General features: G+C 56.1%; 7 protein-coding genes. 3 read left to right on the top strand and 4 right to left on the bottom strand.

Translation table 11 applies throughout. The annotated features are described in order from the left end of the window. Window positions 1-3: 3 nt before the first annotated feature. From NB063_RS19615 to NB063_RS19600, 4 genes are read right to left on the bottom strand one after another with little or no spacing between them, the layout of a single operon-like run. Entirely contained in the window at window positions 4-1,434 is a 1,431-nt protein-coding gene (locus NB063_RS19615; protein WP_250930464.1) for an efflux RND transporter periplasmic adaptor subunit, read from the bottom strand. Then, complete coding sequence (locus NB063_RS19610) at window positions 1,431-2,261, bottom strand: efflux RND transporter periplasmic adaptor subunit (protein WP_250930463.1); 831 nt, start codon at window positions 2,259-2,261, stop codon at window positions 1,431-1,433. Before NB063_RS19610 ends, NB063_RS19615 begins: the two co-directional genes overlap by 4 nt. A gap of 1 nt (window position 2,262) precedes the next feature. Continuing rightward, entirely contained in the window at window positions 2,263-4,242 is a 1,980-nt protein-coding gene (locus NB063_RS19605) for a preprotein translocase subunit SecA (protein ID WP_250930462.1), read from the bottom strand. Continuing rightward, a complete protein-coding gene (locus NB063_RS19600) occupies window positions 4,239-6,491 on the bottom strand; it encodes a TolC family protein (protein WP_250930461.1) in 2,253 nt (750 codons plus the stop codon). The genes NB063_RS19605 and NB063_RS19600 overlap by 4 nt, the downstream gene beginning before the upstream one ends. A gap of 359 nt (window positions 6,492-6,850) precedes the next feature. Here NB063_RS19600 and NB063_RS19595 point away from each other — a divergent pair, with 359 nt between their 5' ends. The 3 genes from NB063_RS19595 (at window position 6,851) to NB063_RS19585 (ending at window position 20,390) form a co-directional block, all read left to right on the top strand. Further along, window positions 6,851-15,889 (top strand): DUF4347 domain-containing protein, encoded by a 9,039-nt coding sequence (locus NB063_RS19595; RefSeq protein ID WP_250930460.1) that lies wholly within the window; start codon window positions 6,851-6,853, stop codon window positions 15,887-15,889. 99 nt (window positions 15,890-15,988) lie between these two features. After that, window positions 15,989-18,934, top strand: a complete 2,946-nt coding sequence (locus NB063_RS19590; RefSeq protein WP_250930459.1) for an ATP-binding protein — start codon at window positions 15,989-15,991, stop codon at window positions 18,932-18,934. Window positions 18,935-19,115: 181 nt separating this feature from the next. Beyond that, window positions 19,116-20,390: an HD domain-containing phosphohydrolase gene (locus tag NB063_RS19585; RefSeq protein WP_250930458.1), complete on the top strand. Its 1,275-nt coding sequence runs from the start codon at window positions 19,116-19,118 to the stop codon at window positions 20,388-20,390. Window positions 20,391-20,507 lie beyond the last annotated feature (117 nt).

Below are 20,507 nucleotides of genomic sequence, written 5' to 3'. Positions count from 1 at the left end.
CGCTCAGATTCCGATCCAATTCCGCAACGCAAACCAGGGGCGATGGAACAGGTTCCAGCCGATCGGATGCGTGTCGCTGTAGATCGTTGCGCGTCCTCGCATTCCCGGTTGCAACCATCCGGCGTCGTTATTGACATGGACTTCGGCGATGAAGACGTTGTCGTGGTCTTGTAATTCGGCTTTGGGGTGGACGGTCGAAACTTGCCCGATCATCGGTTTTTCGGGTGCCGCATTCGTGTAAAAGCGCACCGGCATCCCTGCGCGAACATGCGTGATCTCCGATTCGGGGACCCAGATTTCGACGACCATTTCGGTCAATGGTGCGATCTCGAAGAGTGTTTCGCCACGGGAAAGTGGCGTTCCTTCGCGGCTGCGCCAATCACCGCTCACGATCATGCCCTCGATCGGGCTGCGAATCTCAAGGTGGTCGCGGCGGTGGGCTAGTAATTCGGTCTTGGCCCGCAAACGTTCTGATTCGAGATAGGCTATTCGTCCGGCACCAAATTCGTGTTGCGCGACGTGGCCTTTGCGGGTTTGCATCGCCTGTTCGAGTTGCGATTCGATACCCGCGAGTTCGTACTGAATTTCTCGTGGGTCGATTTCAGCTAATAGATCGCCTTCGGCAACCACGTCACCAGGCCGAACATGACACGCTTGGAGTGGGCCATCGAATGCCGCTGCGACAAACCGTCGACGCACCGGTTGCAGTTCCAATTTGGCATCAACCGTGTAGGTCGCAGGTGCGAACATCAATAAGGTGGTGGCTGCTGCTGCGATCGCCATGGCCCGAAGCGGCGATGGAGATGAGTTGACGAGTGATGCAACCACCTTCTGTAGCCGTCCACCTTGATGTCGGCGAATCGCAATCAGTTTGCTGGCCAGGGGGACCGACAACGCATCGAGGAAATGATCGGACGACGCCTGTTTTGCGTCCAAAACCATCACAACGCCGGCCACGCTGCCCACGTCGTCGCAGAGGCAGCTGCCCGCGAACTTCGTGGCACCCGATTCGCGAGCATACTGGGCGATCGCCAGCATCCCACCTCGATCGGTGTCGCCGAACGAGGATTCCGGAGGCCAGTGCGCCGTGCGACCTCGTAGTGCGAGTTCTTCGGCGGCAGCAACCTGTGTCGGATCGACCATATCGGCTGTCGTTGCGATGCATCGCATGCCCAACGCCGGCGTCTCTCGCCAGCACACGGTGACGTGGGGCGAATCAAGGATCTGGGCGAGTTGATGAACGAGCGAGTGCGCGGCATCGGCCAATGTGTCGGCACGGTCGAGTTGCGATTGCAATTCGACCGCGGCCGCCAACAACGTGTTCTCGGTTGATGTCGGTTCATTGACATCACCGCCGAGCGACGGCGCAGCGTCGACAACGTACGGCTGGGCCGAGAACGGAGGCATTGCGGGATACTCGGTCGGCTCGATCACGTGGGGTCAGCTCCAAGGTCCCAGCGGCAAATCACACCGCTGAGAATTCTGCCTTGCGGGTTTTCGATTCGCACGCTGACGCGCACCGATGCACTTTCGGCATCGACGACCGGTGAGATGGTCTCGATCGTGGCCTCAATTGGCTGGTCGCTGCCGGAGACGCGAACCTGAGTACGCTGGTTCTTTTCGAGCGTGCCGATCAACGAAACTGGTACGGAAAAAATCGCCCGCAGACGATCCAGTTGCACGACTTTCATCACAATCGGATCGGTCGGTGAGACAAACTCGCCCGCTTCCTTTTCGATCCGCACGACAACGCCATCGATCGGTGACTCAATTCTGCGATGGGCCAGTTGTACTGAAATACGCTTGTATTCAAGTTCACGCATTTCCAACTCTTCGCGAACGGTTTGCAGTCGCGCGGTCGCTTGCTGGTAATTCGTCTCGGCGCGGTCCACTTCACGTTGTGTCGCGTTGCCATCGCGGAGTAGCTCGCGGTAGCTCTGCCGTTGTTCCTCGCTAAGTGCCACCTCCGCCTCGGCGGCACGTCGCGAACTGGTCGCCCGCATCGCGGCTTCGGCGATTTCGAGAGAAGACTTCAGCACGCGGTCGTCGATCTGGGCGAGTAGTTGACCCGATCGCACGGGGGTACCTTCTTCGACCAAAACGCTAGTAAGCACACCCATCTCTGCGGCTGGAACGTCCACGCTGCGATAGGGCTGCGTGAAGGTTTCAATCTCAACAGCATTCGCGTTGGACCCGAACAAGCCGAACGTTAAAAGCATGGCGACAAGTCGCACGGTTTTGGTACTCTGCATAGCATTCATTTCACATCGCCCAACAGGCATCGGGACGTTTTTCAGACAGCGTTAAGAGTTGTTGTTCGTGAGAATCGGATTGCAATAGACGCAGCCTGCGGATGGTGGCTTGTCGCTGAGTGCGTCGTTGCACGGTCTCGATTTGTTTGAGCAGTTTGAAGCGGCGTGTTATGTCGAGGCCGCAATCCTCAGCGAGCCGATCGCAGCGAGAGAGGTGCCGCGAAATCCACGGCGCGTGCTGGATTAATAAGTCGTCGTCGGCGGCGATAAAGAAACGACAGGATCCGGGGTCGCCACATCGTGCGGCACGCCCGATCAACTGCCGGTCGACTCGGGCGAGTGAGTGCATTTGGGTCACGATGACGTGTAGCCCACCGCGAGTCAGTGATTCAGGGTCGAGTCCGATGTCAGTTCCGCGTCCGGCCAAGTTTGTAGCTACGGTGATCGCACCGCTTTCTCCGGCAGCCGAGATCACGGCGGCTTCGTCAGCGTCTTGAATCCCGTTGAGTATCTTAAACTCACAGTCCCGTTCGCGCAGTCGAGCGGCAATCTCAAGGCTTTCACTGACACTGAGCGTTCCGATCAGAACGGGGCGTCCACTCGCGGCGAGCTGGATGGCTTCGTTGACGACGGCGTCGTATTTCTCATCGCGGGTCATCACGACACGCGGCGGGTACGTTTCACGTTTGCTCGGATGACGCAACTCGATGGTTGACACCGGAGTTCCGTACACGCGTTCGAGTTCGTCTTGGCATTGATCCGCAGTCCCAGTCATGCCGGTCAGAAACCGGTACGACCGAAAGAATCGCTGTTTGGTTACGCGGCCGAGCGTACTCGATTCGCTAGTGATTTTTAAATCTTCACGAGCTTGAACGGCCTGATGCAGCCCGCCTGACCAGGTCCGGTCGGCAAAGACACGACCGGTGGAGCTGTCGATCAATTGGATTTCGCTATCGCGAACGACATAGTGAACGTCACGCTGGTAGCAGAACGCGGCACGCAGAGCGGAGACGATGTATTCGTGCCATGGCCGTACTAACTTCGAGTGCGTTGCCGCTTCGATATGTTGATAGACCGTCGTGAATCCCGCGTCGGTCAACTCGATGCGATCGCCGCCTGCAAAAACAAAGTGTTCGCCTTCGGAAAGATCATTGATGAATTCGACAGCTATCCGATGCAATTCGGCGTCGACCGCGTCGCCGTTGGAAGCTCCGCTGAGAATGAGTGGTGACACCGCGTCATCAAGCAGGACATCGTCGGCCTCGTCAACAATAGCGGAGATGAGTCCTCGTTGACGGCCGCGGGGCGATTGGGCACCACGCAAATCTCGCAGGAAACGTTCACCCACGGCGAGTGACGCGGTTTGTTGTTCGATGAGCTGATCTCGGAGAAAGTCAAACCCGATCGTGTGGGCCGACCCATACGTGATGTCGCTCGCGTAGGCGCGACGGGCTTGGTCGTCGTCGTATCCGTCTTCCACCACCGACGTGCTGATTCCGCAACGTTCGTAGACGGGGCGAAGTTGTTCGTAGTCGCGTCGTGCGAGATAGGCGTTGGGCGTGACGACGTGAACCCCTTGGCCACGCAACGCGTGCAGGTAGGCGGGCAAGACACCCGCGAGCGTTTTGCCTTCGCCGGTTTGCATTTCAGCGATTGAGCCGAGGCTCATTACGATCCCCGCGTGCCACTGGACGTCAAACAACGAGATCGACATCTCACGTTGAACCGCCGTTTGCACGACTCCGATCGCGAGTGTCAAGATCTCTGTCGATTCGTCTGAGCGTTTTAGCTGATCGTGTGGTTGACGAATCCAGGTTTTGAGCCGTTGAGTATGTGTCTGCAACGAATCGCCGGCGTCGTCTTGAATCGCAATCGCCGCGTCACGTCCCCGCTGGATAACGGACGCAATCCAACGGGTGTCGGTTGTTTGGCGGGCGATCGACCGCGCCGATGAGGTTCGGTTGAGTGTACCGGGAGTGGGATGAGTCACGGCGCACTCCCGTCGAGCATTTCAAAATGATCGGATCCGTGGTCGAGTTTGTCCTCCACTTCGATCTCAACGCCTTCCTCATGGAACCATTGCTCGGAACGTCTGACGTCGGCCGCCAACTGGTCTTGGGTGTGAACCTGCAGCAGGATGCCCATGGCTTTGTGGAGTGTGATCCATGAGACCGCGTAGGCGACCTGCGCCCGCGTGAGTGCTTGTTCTTCTTCGGCAACGCGTTCTTGGGCATCGAGAAGGTCTTCGATCAACAAGACCGCTGATTCGGTAGGATCGGGCAACCATTGCCAACGTTGCTGCAAGTAGACGACTTCACGAGTGGCCGCCAAGAGAGATTGTCGTTTACACGTCATTTCGGCGTACGCGGTCTGGGTTTCGCGGACCGCGATTTCGACCGTCGTGATTGCCGATTCGGTGGTTTGTTGGAACTCGTAGATGCTGCGATTGAGTTCCCATTGGTTGCGCTGTAGTCTTGCGCGTGCGGCCCGATTCCCGACGGGCAGCTCGAAGACAAATCCGGCTGCGTAGCCTGGTCCACCGTCAGTGAATTGATTCGCAATCGCGCCGAGCGTATCCGATCGACTGTCCAAGCCCGCGACGTAGGAACTCAGCAACAGATCGAGGCGTGGCAAGACTTGGTTTTTCGCGGCTCCCACTTTGCTGGAGACGGCTTCGATCTGACGTAGCGATTGGGCGATGTCGGGGCGGTTGTCGAGGGCCGTCAGGGTAGCGCTGCGTGGTGAAATTTCGACGAAATTTGCGATTGGCAACTCTTCGGGCAAAAGTTCCCAGTTGCCGCTACGCATCAGGTTGGGGTCGGCCGTCAGCATTCGCAAACGCGATTGCGAGTTTCGAATCCGTGTCTCGATACGAATCAGGTCGCTGCGTCGCTGCGTGATAGCGACTTCGGCGCGTAGTATTTGGCGTTGTTGCGAGTCGATCGCACCGCGGGCGAGCAGTTTGGCGTGCAGTACTTCGGCGGCATGGAGCAGGCGTTTGCGTTGCAAGTACTCCGCGCGAGCCTGATACAGTTCCCAATAAGTTTTTGTGACGTCGAGTAGATGCCGTTCGACTTCATCGCGGGTTTCGCTATTGGCCAATTGCACGTTGATTTGTGCGAGCAAGACGCGGGTGGTATTGACGGCGCGGCCGTGGTCACGCAGCAGCGGTTGTGAAAAATTGATTTCGAGCCGCGACGTTCCCTGCGGATTGGGTGTGAGGTAGGTGGAGTTGTTGTCTTGGAATCCGCCGCGTTGGACGACCTCGATGTCCCCGCCCGTTCGGTAGCGTTTACGGACTCCCGCGGCGGACGTAAAGAGATTGTCGAGAAAACGATCCGAGCTATCTCCCGTGGTCAGAATGCTACCGACGGGATCATTCGATCTCGCGAATTTGGATTCGATGAACGTCGTGCAGTCGAACTCGGCGTCGGCGATCACCATATCGTTCCAACGGATTTTGGGTTCCGTCAAAAGACCGCGAACGTACGGCGAGGCGATGAGGCTCGTTTCGGCTAGATTACAGACGTCGACCGGGAACGTTTGTTCGGCCAGACCGAGCGGTTGAGTGATTAAGGCTTCCCACCACATCAGGCTGTCGAGTTTAGGATCGTCCGTGCCACAGAATTCGCCCGGCAATGCAGCGGGATGATTCGGTAGATCGGCGGCGCGGCTGCGATACGGATTCAACTGATTGACAAACGGACCCTGTTGGATCGGAGCGGGCACATCGGGATGGCCACTGAGCCCGCATGAACCTGCAGCACCAAAGTTCCGGACAATGGGATCACTGATGTTCGGCGTTTGATTGGGAACCTCAGACGGGACGGGAAGCTCAATCGGTTCCACCAAGCCGACGATCGGAACCGGATCGGTCAACGCATCTGAATCCACGCCGTGGCGGATTTCGGATGCGGCAGGTGCGTTCTCCCGAGGCACCGCTTCGGTCGCGGTTAAAGAATTCAGAGTTGAATGGAGCGAAGTCGCGCGGTGTGGGTCTGAAACCACACGAGCCGGGATGATTGGAGACAACACACCCGTAGGTACCGGACGGGTAGGCAAAAGATCGAGAAAGAGGTGCGTGACGTCGTCTGGTGTCTCGGTTTGCTGGGGGTCTGGTTGACCCGTCTGCGCTCCCGCGGGGACTACGAGAATGGTCAACATCAAGGTAGCGGCGACCGTTAGCGAACGGTGGTGCCGCTCCTGACGAACCTTCGTAATGCCTGATCTGAGTTTCACGCGGCAGCGCATAGGTGAAAAAATCCGTAAATCGTTAAGACGGTCTCAACGGATTCATTCGGCACAAGTGGACGAACCCGAACAGGCACAAGGTTGGAAATGGGCAAGGACGAGGAAACCGCGACGGCAAAGTCTTCCCAATGCCGATGAGCGTAGAGGCTTTGCCAAGGTTCCCAAATTACCTGACAGGAAATGACGACCCGACCGCGAAACGTCAGGTAGGTTTGCGTTGCAGGCTTGGATGAGTCTGCGCGTGGTGACAGGCTGGGATTGCCGCTTGCGCGATGAGCGCCAAATTAGAAAGGAATTTGAAAGAAGTGTCTCAACCGATATCAAACGACTGGTGGCAACGGTTGAGAATGACCGCTGACGAAGTGGCGACGCGAATGCGGCGTCAGTATCGTTCGCATCAAATCACTGCGACGACATCGCGGTCGTTGCGACTAAGCGACCTCGAACCGCGACTGTTGTTCAGTGCCACGCCGATTGATCCTGCGGCGTTTGCGGGGGGGGACGAAGCCGCCACTGTCGTGCAGGTGGAAACGGTTACGGATCAGAATTCCGGTACCTCCGCCAACGAAACAATCACGGTCCAAACGAACGCGGAACCGTCGGACAAACGGGTTGTCGATGAGATCATTTTGATTGATTCATCGGTGCCAGATATCCAGTTGTTACTCGATGACCTTTCGGAGTCGAGGCCGAACGCAAGCATCTATGTTTTGCTGGCAGATCGTGATGGCGTCGATCAAATCTCGGAGATTCTTGAGGGGCATAGCGACCTCAGTTCGGTCCACATCGTTTCGCACGCCGAGGACCAGGCGGTCAAGCTCGGAGCAACATGGCTCGGCCAATCCAACCTCGAAGGTTACGCAGGGCAGTTGGCGTCGTGGCAATCGGCGTTATCGAACGACGCCGACATTCTGTTTTACGGATGTGACTTGGCATCGGGCGAGAGCGGCCGCACGTTGATCGATTCGCTCAGCGCGTTAACCGGGGCGGATGTCGCCGCCAGCGATGACGATACCGGGTATGCCGATTTTGGTGCCGACTGGGACTTGGAATATTACACGGGCGAGATCGAATCCGCAGTCGCGTTCAGTACCGAACTGCAACAGAATTGGGTTGGCAAACTGAGCACGATCACGGTTGACACGTTTGCGGACGAAGTGACCGCAAACGGTTTCACCTCGCTGCGAGAAGCGATTGCTCAGGCAACCGCCGGTGACACGATTGTGCTGGGGGCGGGGACTTATAACTTGACCATCGACACGCTCGATATCAACAAGAATCTAACCATTACCGGATCGGATGCTCGCTCGACGACTATCGATGGTAGCGCGCTTGGCAAACGCGTTTTTGAATTGCAAGGAAGTAGTGTTGTCACGATGTCGTCGATGACGATTCAAGGCGGAAATGAGGACAAAGGTGGCGGTATCCTGGTCGATGAATCAAGCGTGTTGAATCTATCGGACGCGTTACTGCAGAACAATTCGAGTAACGATGGTGGGGCGATCTACGTCAAGGGAACCGCCAATTTGCAACGGGTGCTGCTGTTCGATAACGACGCGTCAGGCAAGGGCGGAGCGATCAATTTCGACGGCGCTGATGGTGGATCATTAACCAACGTCACCATGAGCGGGAATACCGCTAACAACGATGGCGGAGCTCTGTTTACCGACACCAATATCACGATCACCAATTCGACAATCACGCTGAATACCGGTGACAAAGGAGGCGGTGTCGTTAATAACGGCGCAGTGGTGACGATCTCCAATACGATCATTGCGGGTAACACCGGGATCAGCACGGATCCCGATGTGATGGGTGATTTTTCAAGTGATGGATCCAACTTGATCCAAACGGTCGGTTCTGCGACGGGGTTTGGCGGCGACATCACGGGAACGAATCCGAATCTTGGTGCTTTGACCAACAATGGCGGCGAAACGGACACGCATGCTATCACCACCGGCAGTGCGGCATACAACGCGGGGACGGCAACCGGGGCGCCTGCGGTCGATCAGCGTGGGGTCGCGCGGGATGGATCGATTGATATCGGAGCATTCGAATATTCCACCCTCGCCAACAACGCGCCCGTGTTGGACAGTACTAAGAGCCCAACGCTAACCGCGATCAATGAGGACGCGGGTGCTCCGGCCGGAGCGGTCGGGACGCTGGTTTCGCAACTCGTGGATCTATCGTCGCCATCGGGGCAATTGGACAACGTGACCGACGTGGATGCCAGCCCTTCGTTAGGAATTGCCATCACCGGTGCCGATGCCACCAATGGAGATTGGTGGTATTCGACCGATAACGGTTCGACCTGGTCAACGCTTGGTGCCGTTTCGGGAGTCAGTGCCAGATTGCTTGCGGCAGATGCAGCGACGCGTTTGTATTTCCAGCCCAACGCCAATTGGAACGGCAGCATCGCCAACGCGATCACGTTCCGTGCATGGGATCAAACGCAATATGCCGTGGACAGCTTGGCCGACACGTCGGTTAACGGGGGTGCCACTGCATTTTCTGCCGCGACGGACACCGCATCGCTGGTTATCTCTGCGATCAACGACGCCCCTGAAAACAGCCTGCCCCCCGCGCAGACGGTCATGGTCGGGCTCGCCAAGACATTTAATGCCGCCAACGGGAATTTGATCTCGATCAGCGATATTGATGCGAATTCGGGATCGATGGAAGTGACGCTCAACGCGACCAAGGGCGTCGTCTCTTTAAGCGGCGTCACGGGATTGTCGTTTAGCGATGGAGATGGAACCTCCGACATCAGCATGACGTTTAGCGGGACGATAGCGGAGATCAACGCGGCGCTTGACGGACTGAGTTTTACCGGCACTGCCAACGGGGAAGGCAGTTTGCAAATCGTGACCAATGATATGGGCAACACCGGGATTGACGGTGCCAAGAGTGATGACGATTCCGTCGCTATCAACATCAATCCGTTTCTTACCGTTCTAGATCAATTCAACAGCAATACCTTTAGTGGCAACGACGGCGCCGTGGATTGGAGCACCAGTTGGCAGGAGATCGGTGAGGGCAACGGGGTAAGTGCGGGAAACGTTCAGATCAACACACAATTTGGCGCCCAGGGGATTCAGTTTTGGCAGAGCGGCAAGGGAGCAATGCGGCAAGCGGATTTGTCCGGTTTCACGACGGCCACGCTCAGTTTTGACTATGCCCGATTCGGACTGGATGATGCCGGCGATTTTATTGTTGTCGAAGCCTCCTCGAATGGCGGCGGATCGTGGAGCGAACTCGATCGCTTTGAAGGTCCAGCGAATGACGGGGCACTGCAGTCGACGAGCTACGATATCAGCAGCTTCATTGCGAGTAATACGCAGATTCGATTTGTCACCAATGGCATGAATGCCACCGAGTCACTGTTCGTCGATAACGTGCAAATCCAATACGGCGTTGTTGGTCCGGTGGGCGCAGTCACCGATACCGACACGGGGGCGAACCAAGTCGATGAAGATTCCGCTAATGGAACGGCGGTTGGGGTGACGGCGTTCGCGACGGATTCCAGTGACACCGTAACGTATTCGCTCGATGATGATGCGGGAGGACGTTTCGAGATCAACAGTACAACCGGAGTGGTTACTGTTTCCAATGGATCGCTATTAAATTACGAGGTCACGACGTCGCATGACATCACCGTTCGCGCCACCAGCAGCGACACATCGACCGCGACGGAAGTGCTCACGATCAACGTCTTACCGGTTAATGAAAGCAGTCCCGAGATCACGTCCAACGGAGGTGGAGCGACGGCGAGTATCAATGTCTCCGAAAACCATACTGCGGTAACAATCGTGGTCGCAACGGATGCCGATGCCCCGGCCCAAACACTGACCTATTCAATTAGCGGAGGTGCCGATGCGGCAAAATTCACGATCAACGATTCGAGCGGAGAGCTGAGTTTTATCGCTGCACCTGACTTCGAAACACCCACCGATGTCGGTGGCGACAATGTGTATGACGTCATTGTCGAGGTGACCGATGGCACGTTGACCGACAGCCAAGCGATTGCGGTTACGGTCAACAACTCGGTGGAATCCGGACTGCCGTCGAACAGTATTCTGATCAGTACTGACGAAAACGTTACCTCCAGTGGTGCTCCGGGATTATCAGAGTGGGATGCAGGAGAAATCATTGAGTTTGGCAGTATCACCAGTCTGGATCCTGTGGCGGGAACAACCGGTGGTAGTTTTGCCAGCTTGTTTAATCTGACATCGTTTGCTCAAGACGGAGCAGCCGATATCGAGTCACTGCACTACGTCACCGAAGCCATCACGATTGGAAACACCACCACGTATGATCTGCAAGCCGGGGACGTGCTATTCGCGACTCGCGATATCGAAACGCTGATCAGCACCAACACATTGCCGGTCACGCGCAATGACTTGATCGTCTTCCGACCCGATGCTACAGGCGATTACAGCTCGGGAACCTTCACGATTTTGCTTAAGAACCCCGTGAGTCTCGGCTTTCATGCTGTGACTTTGATAACTCAGGACACCCTCGTGGGCGATGTCACGTTATCCAAAGGCAGTTTTTTGCTGGCTCATACCGATTCACTCCAGCATCACAAAATCCAATACTACACGCCGGACAATGTCGGTGCGGTTAGCACGACCGGGACGCTGCAAACCTTGATCGACGAATCATCGATCTTGAGTGGTCAATTGCAAGGATTGGACCTGATTGAAAACAGTGTCACTCTCGGTGGTCACACCCTGAATGTGGGCGAAATTCTTGTTTCGGTAAAAGATGGGGGAACGGTTGGTAGTAACAATGTCGTCGTGACCGGAAATGATATCTTTTCGATCTCGGTAACCACGACCGATCTTGGATCCCCCTCATCCAATTTCACAGCCACGCTCGTGCTGGACGGATCGGATGTCGGATTGGGTTCCGCAGCAGAGCAAATTTTCGGCTTCTCATTGACCTCAGCAACGACTCCTCCGAATCAAGCTCCGGTGATCACGAGTGACGGCGGAGCCGCAACTGCTGCGGTGAACGTTTCCGAAAACACCTTAACCGTAACGACGGTTGCGGCATCGGACGCTGACTTGCCAACCCAGTCGCTCAGCTATTCGATTGTTGGGGGGGACGATGCGGCCAAATTCACGATCAATAACGCGACTGGAGTGCTGAGCTTCCTCGCTGTCCCCGACTTCGAAGCACCGACCGATACCGGCGGTAACAACATCTATGACGTTACTGTCCAAGTCAGTGACGGATCGCTAACCGACACGCAATCGATTGCCGTGACCGTCACCGCGGTGAATGACAACGCTCCGGCAATCACCTCCAACGGTGGCGGTGCGAATGCGGCGATCAATGTGACTGAAAACACCACCAGCGTAACCACGGTGATGGCAACAGATGATGATTTGCCTGGCCAAACATTGACATATTCGATCAGCGGAACTGATGCTGCAAAATTCTCAATCAACAGCTCAAGTGGTGAGTTGCGATTTATCGCGCCGCCTAATTTTGAAGACCCAGAAGACGAGGGCGATAACAATGTTTATTACCTTACCGTCCAGTCTAGCGATGGAACGTTTACGGACAATCAAAACCTTGCCGTGACAGTGACCGATGCCGACGAAGCACTGACGGCGTCGAATGAGTATTTGGTCAATGACGAAGTCGGTGATCAACAGGTGACCAGCGCCGAGGACCGTGGTAGTACCCGGGCGGTGTCGATGGCAGCCGATGGCAGTTACGTCGTTGTCTGGACCAGCTTGAACCAGGATGGATCGGGGAAGGGCGTCTATGCACAACGTTTTGCGGCTGACGGAACGGCGATCACGACCGAGTTTCGTGTGAACGAAACGCCCACCAACGATCAACAGTGGGCCAGTGTCTCGTCCGCATTTGATGGCACGTTTGTTGTGACGTGGACAAGCAATCAAGGAGCGACCGGGGACGATATTTACTACCGCAGGTTCGCTGCCAATGGTACGGCATTGACGGGCGAGTTGGTCGCCAACACCAGCACCTCGGGAGTCCAAAAGAATTCGGTCATCGGAATGAACACCTTCACAGGCGAATTTGTAATCGCTTGGCAGGGCAACGGAACCCAGAGCGGTGAGACCGATTCGGCTGGAATCTTTGCTCAGCGTTTTGACAGTTCTGGGGCGGCAGTGGGCAGTGAATTCCGCGTCAACACCGCGACGAGTGGAACCCAGTATGACGCTGCAATCGCAATGAACACAGAAGGCGATTTCGTGATCGTCTGGGACGATACGGTGGGAGTCCATTTTCAACTGTTTGACGATGATGGCAATGAACAGGGCGGTCAAGTCACCGTTGCCAGCAGCTTATACGCTGGCAATGCCGACGTGGCGATGCAAGACGATGGTTCGTTCGTCGTGGTATGGCGACAATCAGGAGCGATTACTCCCAGCGATGTCTATTTGCAACGCTATAACCAAAATGGATCGACCTCCGGCAGCACGGAGTCTGTTGCCACAACATCAAGCTTTGACCAAGTCGATCCATCGATCGCAATAGAGGACGATGGACGTTTCATCGTCGTCTGGGAAGGCTACGGATCGCAGACGGGCCAAAGCGATTCGTACGGTATCTTCGGTCAGAGATTTCACTCGAATGGTAACCTGATTGGAAGCGAATTTCGAGTCAACGAAAGTACCTCCGGCACCCAAAGCAAGGCATCGGTAGCCATGCTGGACGTCGATAATTTCGTCGTCGTTTGGAGCGGCGCGGGAGATCAAACGGGTCAAGCCGATACCAGCGGCGTCTTCGCGCGTCAGTACGGAACCGCAGGCGTCAATTCCGCTCCCACGGTCACGCTGACCAACCAACTTGCCTCGTTGGCGGAGGATGCTGACACTGGCTCGAGTATCAAGATCGCTGATATCGTTATCACCGACGATGGAAACGGAACCAATGAGCTTTCGTTGACGGGTGACGACGCCGCGATGTTTGAGATCGTGGGTGGGAACGAATTGCATTTGAAAGCCGGCGCGACGCTCGACTATGAAACGAATCCTTCACTTGACGTGACAGTCCGCGTTGATGATTCCCAGATCGGCGTTACGTTTGATGATTCCGATTCCCTTGCAGTCGCGATCAGTGATGTCAACGAAGCCCCCACGGTCGCGCTGAGCAACCCAGTGACGACTTTGTCGGAGGATGCCGACACCAGTTCCGGGAGTACCAAAGTCGCTGACATTACTGTCACCGATGATGCAATGGGGACCAACGTACTCTCATTGACGGGTGACGATGCCGCGATGTTCGAAATCGTCGGCGGCAATGAGCTGCACTTGAAAGCCGGCGTGACGCTCGACTTTGAAGCAAACCCTTCGCTGGATGTGAACGTTGAGGTCGATGACACCGATCTCGGTGCTACGTTTGAGGACTCCGATTCGCTTGCCATCACGATTAGTAACGTCAACGAAGCTCCCACGGTCACGTTGACTCCCGTTGTGGCAACGCTAGCAGAGGATGCCGATACGACATCCGCAATCGTCGTAGCGACGATCACGGTGAATGACGATGCGTTGGGAACCAATTCGCTCAGTCTTTCGGGCGACGACGCAGGGCTGTTTGAGATCGTAGGCAGTGACCTGCGATTGGTCGCTGGAGCGTCCCTCGATTTCGAAACAAACCCGGCCCTCGACGTCAACGTCGTCGTCGACGATTCAAGTGTCGGTGGCACGCCGGACGACACGAAATCCTATTCGGTATCGGTCACTGACAGCAACGAATCTCCCACGCTGACGATTACACCCGTGATCACTACAACACCGGAGAACACCGACACGTCGAGCAGCATGAAGGTTGCGACCGTTGCAATCAATGACGACGCACTCGGAACTAACAACCTGACGCTGACCGGCGACGACGCTTCATTCTTCGAGCTGCAAGCCGGTGGGACGGAGTTGCATCTCAAGGCCGGCGTGACACTCGATTTTGAGACCAATCCGAGTTTGGATGTCACCGTTTTGGTGGATGATGCCACGCTGACTGGATCCCCAGACGACTCGCAATCGTTTACGTTGACGATCCAAGACGCCAACGATCCGGCGACGGGGACGCCCTCGATATCGGGAACGCTGAAGGAAGGGGAAACTCTCGTCGTCGACACGAGTGATATCGCGGACGAAGACGGCTTGGGCGCGTTTAACTACCAATGGACCCGAGATGGTGATGCGATCGGCGGCGCTAACGCGAGCACTTACACGTTGGTTTCTGCTGACGTGGGGAGCGAGATTCGTGTCGAAGTGAGTTTCTCTGATGGCAACACTAACTCGGAAGGTCCGATCGTCAGCGGGCCAACGGGGGTCATTGTTGCGGCAAACCAGGCTCCCTCCCTGGACGACTATCAAACGACGGCCGTGTCTGGTCATAGCAAGTCGGTAGCGGCTTCGGTATTTAAATCACTGGCGAGTGATCCCGAAGGGGCACCCCTCTCCGCCGTGCTGGTGTCCGGCCCGATTTCGGGAACGCTCTCGTTACATCCCTCTGGCGCATTTACTTACACGTCTACTGCCGGGTTCGTGGGGCGAGTGACGTTCCAGTGGATGGCCAACGATGGAACGTTTGACAGCAACGTCGCAACGGTCACGATCGAGGTCTTCCCCGTGGTTCGGCCGACGGTACCGACATCGCCCGTGGTTCCCGAGTCCGACGGTGGATCCGAGGGCACGAACAATTCGAATGAAGAGCCCGCCGAGTCGGATTCTGGTAGTAGTGAGTCGGAGTCGGACTCCGAAAGTGATTCTTCTTCCGAGTCGAGCGACGGTGAATCACAGACGCCCATGCAGTCCGGAGTCCCCAATGAAGCACACTCGGAGTCTCAGCCGGGACAGAACACGGAATCGGTGAACGTCGTCGAGGTGGTCATTCAGACGCAGTCCGAGAGTCGAGGCGAACCAGCGAGCCCAACGGATGCGTTGCTCAAACAGCTATCGGAGTCTTTCTCAACGGAGAGTACTCGGATTTCACGTGAATCATTCGATGCTCAATCGGAATCGTCGGCACCGTTGAGCGACTACCAGACGCGAAACCTTGTCATGGCCGACTTTGCATTGATGACGCGTCCGGGTGCGATGTGGGATCAGCTCGACAGCTATCAAAAGAATGTTGATTCGCGGATCCAAGGTGACCTCATCGTGGTCGGTTCGGCCGGTGCGGCAGCATCGAGTTTTACCGTGGGTGTCGTCGCCTGGGCGATGCGGAGTGGATTCTTGGTTTCCGGATTGATCGCGCACATGCCCGCTTGGAGTGGCGTCGACCCATTGCTGATCATGAACGGTCTATCAGGCACTGCCGCCGGCGGAGACGCCGCTAGCGAAACACTCGAAGAGCTGATGGACCGCCAGAACCGCGAGGTTCAAATCACGGACGACTAGCCAATACGACTTGCGAGTCGTCCGCTGACATCAAACCGATTCGTCGACACCGACTTCACAACATCCATTTCCATTATCTCCTTCGTTCACGCAATTCCCATGTTCTCTCGTATCCCCATTCGGCTTCGCCTCTCCTTCGGGTTGGTCGGTTTGATGACCGGCACGTTGTTGGTTGCCAGTGCGGCTGGATTCTTTCCGAACGAGCAGGAAGAAATTCTGCGTGGACGCGCGAAACTGTGCGAAACGCTCGCGATCAGTGGTACGGCGATGGCATCGAGCGGTCAGATTGAGAGTCTGCAAGTGACTCTGGAGTCGGTCGTGCATCGTGATGGCTCCATCCGCAGCATCGGTTTGATTAATACCGAGGGCGGTTTGCTCGTCTCAGCCGGCCCGCACGAAGAGACGTGGGATGACTCGCATGACGATGCGATGAATCAGATGCGAGTTCCCGTGTTTCGTTATGGCAAGCAATGGGGCGAAATGCAGGTTGCGTTCATCTCGACGGGCGGTTTATTCGGACTGAATTACTGGGCACCGGCGTGGTTATTGATCGTGCTCGTTCCCGCGTGCTTTGTCCAGTTTTCATTCTTCTTGCGCAAGACACTGCAGAGTCTCGATCCTTCGGGCGCGGTACCCACGCACGTGGAGCGAGCCCTCGATACGTTCACCGTTGGGTTGGTGCTGCTCAACGCAGATCAACGTGTTTTGTTCGCCAACAAGCGGCTCACGCAATTGATCGCGACGGAGTCTTCCAAGCTGGTCGGGAAACCCGTCAGTTCGCTCAAGTGGATCGATCCGACCGAGTCCGATGAGGCAGGTGAAGACAAATCCGACGTGATTTGCGAACAGCCTTGGGCGATGGCCAAGCGTCTCGAAGACTCTGTGCATGACCGGATCTTGCAACTCGATGTCGACGGTCGGAGATTGACGTTCTCGGTGAATTGCACGCCGATCACCGGTCAAGGATTCTTGGCGACGTTCGACGACATCACGTTGATCGAAGAGAACAAAGTCGCGCTGGCTCAAGCAAGAGACGCCGCACAAAATGCCAACGAGGCCAAGAGCGAGTTCCTCGCCAATATGAGCCACGAGATCCGAACTCCACTCAACGCGGTTCTTGGATTTACTGACGTGCTTCGTCGCGGGTTGGTTTCGAACTCGGACGAAGCGGTGGGACATCTCAATATGATCCACCGCAGCGGTGCGCATTTGCTCGAGTTGATCAATGACATTCTCGACCTTTCCAAAATCGAAGCAGGGCATTTGCAAGTCGAAACGATCGATACCCATGTTGATCATGTGTTGATCGATGTGGCCAATACCCTCCAAGTTCGTGCGGACGAGAATTCACTCGACCTGAACGTCAATTTCCAGAGTGCGATCCCGCGAACCATCCAATGCGACCCAACTCGACTGCGTCAGGTGATCACCAACCTCGTCGGCAACGCGATCAAGTTTACGGAGGACGGCAGCGTTTCGATCATTGCGGCGATGCGAGATGCGGATCCTGAGAATCTGTTCACCCAACACGAAAACCCCGAGTTCGTAGACGCGACGAGCGATCAGGTGCTGCGAATTGACGTGGTGGATACCGGTATCGGTATGACGCCGGAACAGCAAGCCAAAATATTTCAATCGTTCGTGCAGGCCGACTCAACTACAACGCGTAAATTTGGCGGCACGGGACTCGGACTCTCGATCAGTCGGCGACTCGCCGAAGCGATGGGCGGGACACTCAATGTGATCAGCAAACCGGGGATGGGTAGCACCTTCCGGCTCGAACTCCCACTTCGAAAAGATGACCTGTATGACCTCGTGTCGCCGAGTGAGTTGAAGGCGAGTACGGACAAACGGTCGGCCGATGACGGTGGCGATCTCACCAGATTGCCTCCATCGACGGTTCTCGTCGTCGATGATGGCGAAGCGAACCGCAAGCTGATCGAATTGGTTCTGACACGTGCCGGTGCGACCGTCATCACAGCAAACAACGGCCTTGAGGCTATCGAGTGCATCGCCAATGAAACACCTCAACTGGTGTTGATGGATATGCAGATGCCGGTTCTTGACGGGTACACCGCCACAAGACGCCTTCGCGAAGCAGGTTTCACGACGCCAATCGTCGCGCTGACCGGAAACGCGATGCGGGGCGATCGCGAGAAATGTGAGGAAGCCGGTTGTGATGACTTCATGACCAAACCGATCAATATCGATCAATTGCTGCAACTCGTATCGAACCACTTGGGGCCAGCACCGGAAACGGAGTCAGCCGAAATTGATCTGCCTTGCATACTCCTACCCAGTGAGGTGGGCGTTCAAGAAGCGGATGACGTGGAGGGTATGCCGGGCGCGATCGTGCCAACGTTGCCGATGGATGACCAAGACTTCCGCGCCATCACGAGCGATTTCCTCAACCGATTGCCCAATCGACTTGATGCCATCGAACACGCAATTGAGGAGGCCAATTTTGAATCGGTTCATGGCGACGCACACTGGCTCAAGGGAGCTGGGGGAACCGTCGGACTGGGCTGTTTCACTTCCCCCGCCAAGGAGCTCGAACAAGCCGCTAAGGACAATCAAGCCGAGGTCGCGCTGCGAGCCCTCAAGGAAATTCGCGAAATACAATCACGTGTCGTGATTCCCGCTATGAGGGCAAGCACACCTGATCAGGGTACTGACTCGCAAGTCGCCCATGCGGCGGCTGCGACGCATGCCGAGGCCGAGATTTCGGTTGCTGGCGCCATCAAGTGCAGTCTGCCACTAGATGACCCTGACTTTTTCGAAATCGTGCAAGGATTTGTGGTCCGAATGGACGCTCGTCTGATCCAGATGCGCGAGGAACTTTCCGACGGTCGGCTCCACGAGCTCGCACAGAGTGCGCACTGGCTCAAGGGAGCCGGTGGGACGGTTGGGTATTCTGACTTGACGCAACCGTCACGTAATTTGCTTGCCGCTGCGGGGGCAGGAAACGTTTCAGAGTGCGATCGTTGGATTAACAAAATCGTAGACATTCGTAAGCGTATGGTTGTTCCCGAGTCGGTCCAGTGATCAGCCGTTGATCCCAAAATAGTGGTGGATCCGAAATAACTGGTTCATTGATGCTATCTCGCACAACCGCACTCTTGCGGCAGTACTTTGCTCACCGGTTCTGTCGCCGTTCTGTCGGCGCACCAACCGCGACGTACGATTCAGATGTGAACTTCTTTCTACGTTTCCACTCGATAGCACTATGAGCGACACGCTTTCCGACTCCGATCTGACGACTGCGATGCACACCGCGCCGACCGCTGGGTTTCCCGTCGTTGCGACTTCGGGGGCTAAGACCACATCGGCTAATTGCAATGCGGCCAAGTCGCGTGCGCTGCCCGGAAAAATCATGGTCGTTGACGACGAGATCGCCAACGTTCTGATCGTTAAGAAATATTTGGAACGCGCCGGATACCGCGATTTCGAAACGACAACCGACTCCACCGCTGCGCTGCGGATTCTCAATGCGACGCGTCCAGACGTTCTGTTGCTCGACGTCAACATGCCGAGCGTCGACGGGATCGAAATCCTGAAGAGAGTTCGTGAAGAGCCACAATTCCGTTACTTGCCGGTTTTGATACTCACAGCCAATACCGACGAACAAATCAAACTGACATGTCTGGAGCTCGGTGCAACGGACTTTTTGCTCAAGCCCGTTGATCCGATGGATCTGACTCCTCGGGTGCGGAACTCGCTGCAGGCGAAGTCGTTTCAGGATCGATTGCAAAATCACGCGACTGAACTTGAACTCAAAGTCGAACAGCGTACGCGGGAACTGGAAGCTTCACGGCGTGAAGTCGTTTACTGTCTCGCCCGAGCTGCCGAACTTCGCGACAACGATACTGGCAATCACGTCATTCGCGTGGGCCGTTTCGCGGGAATCATCGCCAAATCAATGGGTTTGCCCGATTGGTTCGTTCGCGATATCGAAATGGCGGCACAGCTGCACGATGTTGGTAAGATCGCAATTCCAGATGCGATCTTGCTCAAGCCGGGCAAGCTCGAACCGGAGGAGTTTGACATTATCCAGAACCACGTGAAGTTTGGTCACCAGATCATTCAGCCTCACGCGGGACAAGATGCCAGACTGATGCGGCGGCACGTTGAGTTTGGTAGCGACATGTTACGCAACGGCAGCGCGTTGATGCGGCTTGCCGCGAGTATCGCGCAAACTCACCATGAGCGTTTCGACGGTACCGGCTACCCACTGGGATTAGCCGGTGAAGATATCCCGCTCGAAGGTCGTATCACGGCCGTCGCAGACGTGTTCGACGCACTTTCGGCCGAACGCCCGTACAAGAAAGCGTTGCCTCGCGAGAAGTGTTTTTCGATCCTGGAAGAAGGTCGCGGAAACCACTTTGACCCAGATGTTCTCGACGCGTTCTTTGCGTCCACTAAAGAGATCGTCCGCGTGCAACTCGACTTCATGGATCACGTGGATGCACCCAAGCCGCCTCAAGCGGAAACGCAGAGCTAAGCAGGTCTGCAGGAATCATCAGGCGAAACGTGCCGCGAACTGTAGGCCGGACCGAGGCTTTGCGAGTTCCGGCATTCACTTGCTCAGTCGTGCCGGAACTGCGCCGCTTAGGCTCCT

Origin of the sequence: Aporhodopirellula aestuarii (assembly GCF_023701485.1) — a bacterium.
Lineage (GTDB): Bacteria > Planctomycetota > Planctomycetia > Pirellulales > Pirellulaceae > Rhodopirellula > Rhodopirellula aestuarii.
The sequence above is the reverse complement of the archived record's forward strand: the minus strand, read 5'-3'. Positions and strand labels throughout refer to the sequence as shown.

Coding starts and splice junctions, on each gene's coding strand:
- NB063_RS19610 (WP_250930463.1), bottom strand. CDS start 2,261: ATGAATGCTATGCAGAGTACCAAAACCGTGCGACTTGTCGCCATGCTT.
- NB063_RS19595 (WP_250930460.1), top strand. CDS start 6,851: ATGACCGCTGACGAAGTGGCGACGCGAATGCGGCGTCAGTATCGTTCG.
- NB063_RS19590 (WP_250930459.1), top strand. CDS start 15,989: ATGTTCTCTCGTATCCCCATTCGGCTTCGCCTCTCCTTCGGGTTGGTC.
- NB063_RS19585 (WP_250930458.1), top strand. CDS start 19,116: ATGAGCGACACGCTTTCCGACTCCGATCTGACGACTGCGATGCACACC.